Origin of the sequence: Thermosynechococcus sp. M98_K2018_005 (assembly GCF_015295825.1) — a bacterium.
Taxonomy (GTDB): Bacteria; Cyanobacteriota; Cyanobacteriia; order Thermosynechococcales; family Thermosynechococcaceae; genus Thermosynechococcus.
The window spans coordinates 1-10,457 of sequence record NZ_DVEH01000014.1 but is presented as its reverse complement, the minus strand read 5'-3'; the positions used below and the strand labels follow the sequence as shown (position 1 = coordinate 10,457).

The 10,457-nt window shown below is 52.1% G+C and carries 8 protein-coding genes, 1 tRNA gene and 1 pseudogene; all 10 read right to left on the bottom strand.

Going from position 1 to position 10,457, the window contains the following annotated elements:
• Nucleotides 1-251: pseudogene (locus tag IGQ15_RS01840) on the bottom strand (hypothetical protein); the annotation flags it as partial.
• A gap of 19 nt (nt 252-270) precedes the next feature.
• A tRNA-Arg gene (locus IGQ15_RS01835) sits at nt 271-343 on the bottom strand.
• Nucleotides 344-361: 18 nt separating this feature from the next.
• Nucleotides 362-1,078 carry an ABC transporter ATP-binding protein gene (locus IGQ15_RS01830; RefSeq protein ID WP_297048101.1) on the bottom strand — a complete coding sequence of 239 codons (717 nt, stop codon included), beginning with the start codon at nt 1,076-1,078 and terminating at the stop codon, nt 362-364.
• Nucleotides 1,079-1,081: 3 nt separating this feature from the next.
• On the bottom strand, nt 1,082-1,321 hold the full coding sequence (locus IGQ15_RS01825; RefSeq protein WP_297048100.1) for a hypothetical protein: 240 nt from the start codon (nt 1,319-1,321) through the stop codon (nt 1,082-1,084).
• A gap of 101 nt (nt 1,322-1,422) precedes the next feature.
• The gene (locus tag IGQ15_RS01820; RefSeq protein ID WP_297048098.1) at nt 1,423-2,238 is read right to left on the bottom strand and encodes a nitrate ABC transporter ATP-binding protein; all 816 of its coding nucleotides are present in this window, start codon (nt 2,236-2,238) and stop codon (nt 1,423-1,425) included.
• Nucleotides 2,239-2,292: 54 nt separating this feature from the next.
• A complete protein-coding gene (locus IGQ15_RS01815; RefSeq protein ID WP_297048095.1) occupies nt 2,293-4,269 on the bottom strand; it encodes a nitrate ABC transporter ATP-binding protein in 1,977 nt (658 codons plus the stop codon).
• 9 nt (nt 4,270-4,278) lie between these two features.
• The gene (gene ntrB, locus IGQ15_RS01810) at nt 4,279-5,115 is read right to left on the bottom strand and encodes a nitrate ABC transporter permease (protein WP_297048093.1); all 837 of its coding nucleotides are present in this window, start codon (nt 5,113-5,115) and stop codon (nt 4,279-4,281) included.
• Between the two features lie 31 nt (nt 5,116-5,146).
• Nucleotides 5,147-6,475: a CmpA/NrtA family ABC transporter substrate-binding protein gene (locus IGQ15_RS01805; protein WP_297048091.1), complete on the bottom strand. Its 1,329-nt coding sequence runs from the start codon at nt 6,473-6,475 to the stop codon at nt 5,147-5,149.
• Between the two features lie 311 nt (nt 6,476-6,786).
• Nucleotides 6,787-9,060: an EAL domain-containing protein gene (locus IGQ15_RS01800; RefSeq protein WP_297048088.1), complete on the bottom strand. Its 2,274-nt coding sequence runs from the start codon at nt 9,058-9,060 to the stop codon at nt 6,787-6,789.
• Between the two features lie 403 nt (nt 9,061-9,463).
• On the bottom strand, nt 9,464-10,457 hold a 994-nt coding region (locus tag IGQ15_RS01795; protein ID WP_297048086.1), incomplete at its 5' end, for a YadA-like family protein.

The following is a 10,457-nucleotide window of genomic DNA, read 5'->3' as shown; positions in this document are numbered from 1 at the left end:
TTGGCTTCGACGGCATTGATCCGCTGTTCGAGCTTGGCCTCTACAGCATTCATCTGTTGTTCTAGCCTGGCCTCGACGGTATCAATTTTGTCCTCAAGCCTTTGGAACTTCTCGCTATTGGTGGCAATGTGAATATCGAGCTTTTTCTCTATGGCTTGGATGGCGGCTTGCATTGTCTGCAAATTGCTTTGCATTCCTTGGATGGCATCCAAGACTTGGCTCAATTCGGAACGGGTAACGGATTCAGTCATGATGCTGATGCTTGATTAACGGACGTGGAGGGATTCGAACCCCCGACCCTCAGAACCGGAATCTGATGCTCTATCCACTGAGCCACACGTCCAATTTTCTCATCATAGCATTAACCAAGGTAGGCTTGCTGAACCCGTGGATCATTCAGGAGCTCCGCTGCACTACCGCTGAGGGTCACTTGACCCGCTTCAAGGACATAACCGCGATCGCCCAATTGTAGGGCAAGGTGAGCATTTTGCTCGACCAGTAGCATTGTCATCCCCTGTTGCCGCAGTTGTGCCAAGATGGCAAAAATTTCCCGCACTAAATTGGGCGCTAAGCCTAAACTGGGTTCATCAAGGAGCAGCAAGCGAGGACGACTCATCAGGGCACGGGCAATCGCCAGCATTTGCTGTTCACCCCCACTGAGGGTTCCCGCGAGTTGGTGTTGCCGTTCCCGTAGTCTGGGAAAGCGCTTGAGTTGCTCTTCGAGGTTTTGTGTAATCTGCGCCTTATCTCGACAACAGTAGGCACCGAGAAGGAGATTGTCGCGTACGGTTTGGCGGGCGAGAACCTCACGTCCCTCTGGACAATGGGCAATGCCCAGCCTGACTAATTCATGGGGCGATCGCCCTGCAATAGATTGACCCGCAAAGCGAATGATACCTTCACTGGGAACGAGTTTAGAGATAGCGCGCAGGAGGGTGGTTTTGCCAGCACCATTGGCGCCCAGAAGGGTAATGCACTCCCCGGCTTCAATGGCCAGACTCACCGCGCGCAGAGCGCAAATGCCACTGTAGTGGACACTCAGGGACTCAATTTCCAAGATGCGCGCTCGAGAAGTCATCCCCTAGGCCGTGGTCTGGGATTCTTCTGGGTTGTAGGAGCCCCCCCGCGCCTCTTCCCATTCAGCAATAGCAGCATTTTCGGTTTGGGCAGCAGCACTGGTGACGAGGGCGGTAATTTCCCGAGGAGAGAACCCTTCTTCCAGTAGCTCCATATAGATAGGATAGAGATTGCGTTGCAGTTCTTTGAGGATGGCGCGGGCACGATCGGTATAGCGAAAGTTTTGGTCAAATAAGCTGGCCATCTGAGAAATCCAAGAGCACTGCCACTATCCTAAATCCTATGGGTACACCCATTGCCAGTGGTGGCGCGGACTTTTGTTTTCTCTCCCTCCTGTAATGAGACCTACTCTGCCTCTTCGTCGAGATGATAACGACGATAGAGAAAGTCAAGGGCATCGTTGCGCAGTTGATAGTAGGTGGGATCTTCGAGGATGCGCTCGCGATCGCGCGGCCGTGGGAAGGGAATTGTCATGATTTCACCAACTTTGGCAGCAGGGCCATTGGTCATCATTACTAGGCGATCGGCCAAAAACAGCGCCTCATCAATGTCGTGGGTAATCATCAACACGGTGCAGCGGTGTTCCTGCCAGATGTTGAGCAGCTCCTCTTGCAGTTCTTCCTTGGTGATGGCATCGAGGGCACCAAAGGGTTCATCGAGAATGAGGATCTCTGGCCGAATCGCAAGAGCACGGGCGATCGCCACCCGCTGTTTCATCCCTCCTGACAACTGCGCCGGATATTTATTGGCCGCTTCCGCCAAGCCCACCATTGCCAAGTGTTCGCGGACAATCGCCATCTTTTGCGGACGGGATTTCTCTGGCCAGACAGCATCCACTGCCAGATAGACATTTTCAGCAGCAGTTAACCACGGCAAGAGGGCATAGTTCTGAAATACCACCATGCGATCAGGCCCCGGCTCCTTGATAGGTTGTCCCTTGAGGCGTACTTCCCCAGTGGTGGGACGCACAAAGCCCGAGACCATATTGAGTAAGGTGGTTTTGCCACAGCCAGAGTGACCAATGACGCAGATAAACTCCCCCGCTTGAATATCGAGGGTAATATCCGTCAGCACCGTAAAAGGACCCTTCTGGGTGGGATAGACTTTGCTCACCTGCTCTAGGCGCAAAAAGGATTCAGGGGAGGCTACGGGGGTAGTCATGGCTCGGCTTCCTTGGCTAATCATGGGCAACTCCAATCGTCTAACGTATTGGGCTTAGGCGGCACGGGGCACGGGCAAATTCAAGGGAATTTCTGCCATATAGACCTCATGTTTGATTTTTAGGCTATTGAGATAGCTAATGGGGTCATCGGCATTAAAAGTGGTGCCATCAAAGAGTTGGATCGGCCCAGTGCGATACTTAATGTCCAAGAGTCCCAACTCCCGCGCCGCTGTACTAAAGACACTCACCCGACACACCCGCTCGAGAATTTCCACCCAGTTGCGTGGAAAGGGAATCGTGCCCCAACGGGCAATCTGGGTCATCATCCACAGGTGCTCAGTGCGGCTAGGACGATTCACACCGTCGCCAAAGAACAAATGATGCACGGGCCCACCCTTTTGATCCACCCCCAGTTCTAAATACTCAGGGTTGGTGGCCACATAGGCCTTGCGGCTGAGGATTTGCTTAATCTCCTCACTGTGAGCAGGGTCGGCACAGTAACGACAGGCATCTAGTAGGGCTTTGACCAAGGCAATGTGGGTATTGGGATAGGCCATCGCCCAATCTTCGCGCACGCCTAGGACTTTCCCTGGATGTCCTGCCCAAATGTCAATGTCGCTGGCAATCGTAAAACCCACTCCCTCTTTGGCCGCCCGCAGATTCCAAGGATCACCGACGCAATAGCCATCAATACTGCCAGAACGCAGATCCGCAACCATTTGTGCCGGTGGAATCGTCTGGAGGTGGACATCCTGATCGGGGTGAATGCCCCCTGCCGCTAGCCAGTAGCGCAATAGGAGATTATGCATGGAGGAGGCGTGCACCATCCCCAAACGGTGGGGGCGATCGCGCGTTTGCAGCAAGTAGCGGTGAAAGTCACTGAGGGTACGAATCCCCTGCTCGGCAAATTCCTTTTTCAGCGTGATGCCATTACCATTACGGCTCAGGGTGAGGGCACTGACCACAGGCAGCGGCTGCTCTTCATGACCGCCACAGGTAAACCACACGGGCATCCCCGCCGGCATCTGCGCGGCATCGAGGTAGCCTGCGGCAATCCCATCCACAATACCTCGCCAACTGCTCTCGCGCACAAGGGAGACCTCCTCTAGGCCATGGTGGGCAAAGAACCCCTTTTCGTAGGCAATGGCAATGGGAGCGCAGGCGGTCAAGGGCACAAAGCCAATTTCCAGATTCGTTTTTTCGAGACCATGGCGGGCAATGGCCGGTTTGCGCCGCGCCTGCAACTGTTTCACCCGTTTCTGCTGGTTGAGGAAATAGATGATTTCACTGCGCAGACTGTAGTAACTGGGGTGTTCGACAACGGCCATCCGCTGCCGGGGACGGGGAATATCCACCTCAAGAATGCCGCCAATTTTGGAGCCGGGACCATTGGTGAGCATGACAATCCGATCCGAGAGCAGCACCGCCTCATCGACATCATGGGTGACCATCACCGCCGTCACCTGCTGGGCTTCGCAGATCTTCATCAATTGTTCCTGCAAATTACCCCGCGTCAGGGCATCCAAGGCACCAAAGGGTTCGTCCAGGAGCAGCAGCTTCGGCTGAATCGCGAGGGCACGGGCGATCGCCACCCGTTGTTTCTGACCGCCAGAGAGCATGGTGGGTGGCTTGTGGGCATGGGGGCGCAACCCCACGAGGTCAATATGGGACTCAACAATTTGCCGCCGTTCAGCCGGAGTGAGGTGATCGAGCACTTCATCCACCGCTAGAGCAATGTTCTCGCGTACGGAAAGCCACGGCAGCAGTGAGTAGTTTTGAAAGACCACCATGCGATCGGGCCCCGGTTGGCGCACCCGCTGTCCCTCCAACGTCACTACCCCTGAGGTGGGCAGGTCTAAGCCGGCAATCATATTGAGTAACGTGGACTTGCCACAGCCAGAGTGACCAATCAGCGAGATAAACTCCCCCTTTTGAATCGTCAGGTCAATCCCTTTGAGGGCGAGATACTGTCCCCCATTCGTGAGGTCAAAGACCTTCTCCACCTGATCTACAGCCACAAAAACGCCCATGATTCCCTCCTAGCGATTTGCCGGTGCAATTTTGCTTTGCAGGAAGCCCACCAAGCGATCCAAAATCAGGCCAATGGCACCGATATAGACCACCGCCACAATAATTTCCGTGACGTAGTTTTGCTGGTAGGCATCCCAAATAAAGAAGCCAATGCCTGCTACCCCCGACATGACAATTTCAGCGGCAATAATCGCCAGCCATGCCAAGCCAATGGCAATCCGCAAGCCTGTGAAAATATAGGGCAATGCCGAGGGCAAGAGAATTTTCAGAAAGAACGTTTTCTTTGACAGCCGCAGTACCCGCGACACATTTTTGTAGTCTTGGGGAATTTCCCGTACGCCCACAGCAGTATTGATGAGAATCGGCCAGATAGAGGTAATGAAGATCACAAAGATTGCGGCGGGTTCATTTTGGCGCAACGCTGCAAGGGAGATGGGTACCCACGCCAAGGGAGCCACCATGCGCAGAAATTGAAAGATGGGGTCGAGGGACTTATTCAGGGCTTTACTAGTGCCCACCAAAATCCCCAGCGTAATTCCGACAATGGCAGCCAACCCATAGCCTTGGGCAACGCGGGTCAAACTGATGAGGGTCTGGCGTGCCAACCCCTGATCAAGGGGGCTGTTGTAATAAAAGGGGTGAAAGATCAGATAGCGACTGCGCTCATCGGCAAACACTTGAATCGGGCCAGGGAGCGAGAGAATTTTGGTTGAAGAGAGAATCTGCCAGACTACTAGAAACCCAATCACACCGATCATTGGTAGATAAAAATCCGCCCCCTGCTGGCGCAGAAACTTCGTGAGGGGATGAGCATTGCCATTACGGCGCACAGATGCAACAGCCATATAAGTCTCCTATTGAGTAGCAACGAAATGATTAGGACTTGACCTTGATGTTGAGGCTGTCCAGATAGGCTTGGGGGTTATCGGGATCAAACTTGATGCCATCAAAGAAGGTCTCAACGCCCCGCGAGTCAGTGGTGGGAATTTCAGCCGCTGGCACCCCTAACTCTTTGGCGGCCTCTTGCCAGAGATCGCTGCGGTTGACCCGCCCAATCATTTGCTTGATATTGTCAAAGTCTTTGAGTTGATTGGCGTTGAAGCCCCAGCGCAGGTTTTCAGTTAAGAACCAGAGGTCGTGACTCTTGTAGGGGTAGGAGATACTATTGCCATTGGGATCGCGCCAGTAGAGGGGCCCCATATTAAAGTCGTTGAAATTCGGTTGACCATCCCCCATGGTGTAGGTGCCTTCGTAGGGAGGAGTGAGGATATTGCCGGGAATGTTGAAATACTCGCGGCGGCCACAAATTTGAATGAGTTCCGGGCGGTTGGCCTTGTCATCGCACCACTGCTGAGCTTCCATCACCGCTTTCAGGAGCGCTTTGGTGGCGTTGGGGTGTTTATCCACCCAGTCAGCCCGCACGGCTAGGTACTCTTCGGGGTGGTAGGGCCACATCTGTGCCGTTAGGGTGGCCATAAAGCCAATATCATCACTGACAATGCGGAAGGGCCAAGGATCACCGGTACTGAAGGCGTCCATCGTACCATTGCGCATACCGGCAACCGTTTCAGCGGGAGGAACGGCTAGGAGTTCGATGTCGCGATCGGGGTCAATGCCATTGGCGGCAAACCAGTAGCGGATCCACAGGTCTTGGTTGGCATTGGGAAAGGTGTAGGCGGCTTTGAACTTGCGGCCATTGTTGGCAGCAAAGCCTTTGATGTAGTCGGGATCGGCGATTTTGAGGTGTAAGCCCTTGCCCTTGTTAGCGCCGGAAATGGCAATCCCGTTGCCTTGAGTATTTAACTGTGCCAAAACGTACATTGGCACTTTTTGATTGTTGAGGGTGATAATGCCTTCGCTGATCAGGTAGGGCATGGGCATCTGCCACTGACCACCATCAATCCCGCCGGCAGCAGCGCCAATCACCACATTGTCCCGGGCACTGGCCCAGTTGGCCTGCTTGGAGATTTCAACATTGGTGAGACCATGCTTGGCAAAAAAGCCTTTTTCTTTGGCAATAATCAGAGGGGCTGATTCAACAATGGGAATAAAACCTAATTTAATGGTGTCCGTTTCCACTGCAGTTCCCCCTCCCTGCTGTTGTCCTTGGGGAGTTTCGGCGGGCGCACATCCCTTGAGGGCGATCGCCCCCATAGCAGTAGCAGTGGCAGTCATTAAAAAACGACGACGCGACAATTGAGACATAGCGTGACCTATATCGAGAACAGTAAATAGTTGACAAAAAAATCCGATCCCTAGACCTTGGGACAGGTTTTCCAATTAGCGGTGATGAAAGACCGAAATTTGGATTGAGAACAATCTATCACCCCAGGGCGTCAAAAAGACATAAGCCTATACTATAAACGGAGATGAACTTTTTTATCGAATTTATAACCTAAGCTAATCTAATTAAGCCCCGCTATCAGCACAATTTGCCCCATTAATTAAAGGAGGTGAGGAATGATGGCAAATCAATTTGTTACCAACCTTTAGGCTTGAGATTGATTTGCAGCACTTTAGAGGATGTGTTCTTGGAGGTACACCTCAGCCTTATCCGTCCTCAGCGGTGGGGCAAAAAGATAGCCTTGGCCAGAGGGACAGCGCAGCGATCGCAACAGTTGCAGTTGAGTTGTGTTTTCAATGCCCTCGGCAATGCAATCGAGGTGGAGGTTGTGCGCTAGAACCAAAATCGTGTGTACCACCTCTAAGTCTGCTTGGCTGCGATCCATTTGGGAAATGAAGGAGCGGTCAATTTTAATACCGTCCAGAGGAAGATTGCCCAAATAACTCAGGGAGGAATACCCAGTGCCAAAGTCATCAATGTTAATGCGCACGCCCATCGCCTTCAGCTCAGCGAGAATTTCGCGAGCAGAGTCTAGGTGCTGCATCAGCACGCTTTCAGTGATTTCGATCTTGAGAAACGGCCCCCTTAAGTGATGCTCCTCAAGAGTTTGTTGAATTTCGGACACCAGGGTGGGCAAAGAAAATTGATTCGCAGAAAGATTAACACTCATTGTAAAGCCCATGGACTGGAGTTTGGGGTACTTTTGCTGCCACTGCTGCAACTGTTCACAGGCATTGTGCAAAACCCAGCGGGAGAGTTCAAAAATCAGCCCCGTTTCTTCAGCAACGGGAATAAAGACTTCCGGAGAGATGAAGGTGTCGCCCTTTTGCCAGCGGAGCAGTGCCTCAAAACCCCGCAGGGATTCGCTACGGAGATTGACAATGGGCTGATAGTGTAAGGTTAGGTCACCCCGTTCAATGGCTTGCCGCAGTTCCACTTCTAAATGCAGGCGATCGCGCACCTGTTGCAGCATGACAGGGTCAAAGACAGCAATGCGATTGCGCCCTTTGGTTTTGGCGTGGTACATAGCCATATCGGCATCCCGCAGGAGTTCTTCACTACTCTTGTAGTGGGCATCCCCCATCACTAGGCCAATACTCACAGTGCTGTAGAGGGTGTAATGATCTATTTCAAAGGGTTGGCTGAGGCGCTCCCGCAATCTTTGGGCAATGGCTTGAGCCTGTTCTCCGCCCTGAATGTCATTGAGCAACACGGCAAATTCATCACCCCCTAAGCGGGCTACGACATCTTGAGGACTGACACAACGAGTTAGCCGCTTGGCAAATGCTTGCAGAAACAAATCGCCAATGGAGTGTCCGAGACTATCGTTGAGGGTCTTGAAGCGATCTAAATCCAAACAGAGAACGGCGTAGTGGAAGTCGGGGTGCTCTGCGGCATGGTTGAGGGTAAGGTGCAACTGCTCCTCAAAGAGCCAGCGATTGGGTAAATGGGTAAGGCGGTCATGGCGAGCTTGGTAAAGGAGTTGGGCTTCGACTGCTTTGCGCTCTTGAATTTCCCTTTGGGCTTTTTGATAGAGTTCCGCTTGCAGGATGGCGATCGCCAACTGGGTTGAAATCTGCTTGATCAGTTCAATTTCACTGTCTTGCCAATCGCGGGGATGGGCGCATTGATGACAGATGAGCAACCCCCAGAGCCGCGCTTCCACGACGATGGGTACCACCAGATTGGCCTTGACCTGATAGTGCGCCAGCAGCTCACGATAGCAGGGGCCAACATCCGCTGTGTCTAAGTTATTCACCACGTGGATGCGACCCCGCTTATAGGCTTCGACATACTTTTCCGTAAAGCAGGAGTCTCCCACCACATCCCCCAGAGCCGACAACCAAGGGGGAACGACGGCTTCAACCTCCATCATGCCGCGCCAATCATCGAGGAAACGATAAATGAGTACGCGATCGCACCCGAGGAGTTCTCGCACGTCCTTGACAGCAGTTTCGAGAATCGTTGAAAGCTCAAGGGTTTGGTGAATGTGTTGGGTAATTTGTACCAGCAGGCGATCGTATTGGGCTTGGCGCAGGAGTTGCTGTTCCACCTTATGGCGATCGATGGCATGGCGGATACTGCGCACCAGCAAGTTGGGGCTGAGTTCCTGAAAGCTTAAGTAGTCCTGAGCACCACTGTGGAGTATCTGCGTGGCCAGATCAGGGCGATCGCCAAGGTCAATCACAACTAGGGGCAATTGTGGATAACGTTGCTGGAGTGTTTGTACTTCTTTAAGAACGTGATCCCCTTGAGCAATGAGGACAAGGAGATGAGGTTTGGCCTGAGCAACCACACCGGGGGTTAAATGAGAATACAGACAGGTGTGAACTTGATAGCAAATGTCATCAATTTCGGCGAGATAGGGATATAAAATCCCACCCGATTGGGGGATGTTTTCAATGATCAATAGGTTAAAGACGGATACCGAAGATGTGGATGGCACAGAAAAGCATGATACCTGACCTGAGCTTGTTTGCGGTATGTCCAGCAGCTCATGGGGATCATTGTTCATCACATGGGGATCATTGTTTATCACAGGAAGTATCGTTACTTTTTTGAGCATTTTTGATAATTTATTCGACAGAATTTCTACTATAGTGAACTAATAAAACATTTTGATTTTGGGTGAGTATTGATTTTTTGTTTCTAAATCTATCATAAGACTGAAGGGGATCACTGTTGAAGTGAAATGAATAGGAAACACCAAAAGGTTGATCTATAGCAGCATTTTGTATTATTGATAAAAATCATAGACTTTTATCTATGATAAAGCGAATAAACAAGACGAGCCGCGTCAAAAGCGGCTCTATATTCACCAAAAGACTAGAGGACAACTAGGGCCAAACCTAGAATCGAGCACCAATCCCTAGGCGAGCCAAAGGATGCCCAGCACTGGAGAAGCTAGCCCCTGCATCAATGAGAATCGGCCCAATTTGATGAGCCATAGCAACCCCTGCCGCTGTGTAGCCGCCATAGGTGGCAATGCCGACGTTAAATGTTGTCTGACCGGAACGTGCAGGAACAATCGGCATCAGAGCTGCTGCCGAGGCAATCCCTGCAAAAGCCTCACCCCTTAATTGGTTCACTTGGCCATCCGTATAGGCATTTGCTGCGCCTAGAGCTACTGTCCCCAAACCATCCACATAGGCTTTATTAACCGCATCGGTGGGATTTATTGGTGTAGCAACGTTGGTAATGCGTCGCTCTGCTCCCGGAGCACCAACAGAGATCGTATTCGGGGCAGTCGTCACTGAACCCGACCCAATAGCAACGCTATTCGCGTCAGTTGCATTGGCACCTGTGCCGATTGCAATAGCATTGCCAGCACTTACATTGGCGCTTGCCCCAAGAGCAATGCCGTTGGCCGCTGCTGCAGTAGCACCTGAGTTATTACCAATAGTAATGCTGCCTGCTCCTGCAGGAACTGCACCACTTCCAAGGGCAATGTTACCACAAGTTACTGTTGCCCCTGTAATGGAGCAAATACCAGAGGCAAAGAGTTGGTTGATGAGCGCTGATAGCTGACTTCCGTTAATTGCGTCTGTACTCGTTGGTGAGATAATGCCAGGGGCAACATGAACAATTTTGCGTTCTTGACCTGATGCACCTACAGAGACTGTATTTGGCTGATTGGCAACAGAATTTGCCCCAATAGCAACACTGTTGACAGCAGTCACTTGAGCATTGCGGCCCAAGGCAGTCCCATTTTGGGCGTTGACTGTGGCTTGGCCCCCTAATGCCGTGCCTTGAGCAGCAGTGACCGCCGCTTGTTGACCCACAGCGGTGGCGTCGTTGGCACCTGCAGCAATGTTAGACCCCTGACCCAAGGCAGTCCCGTTT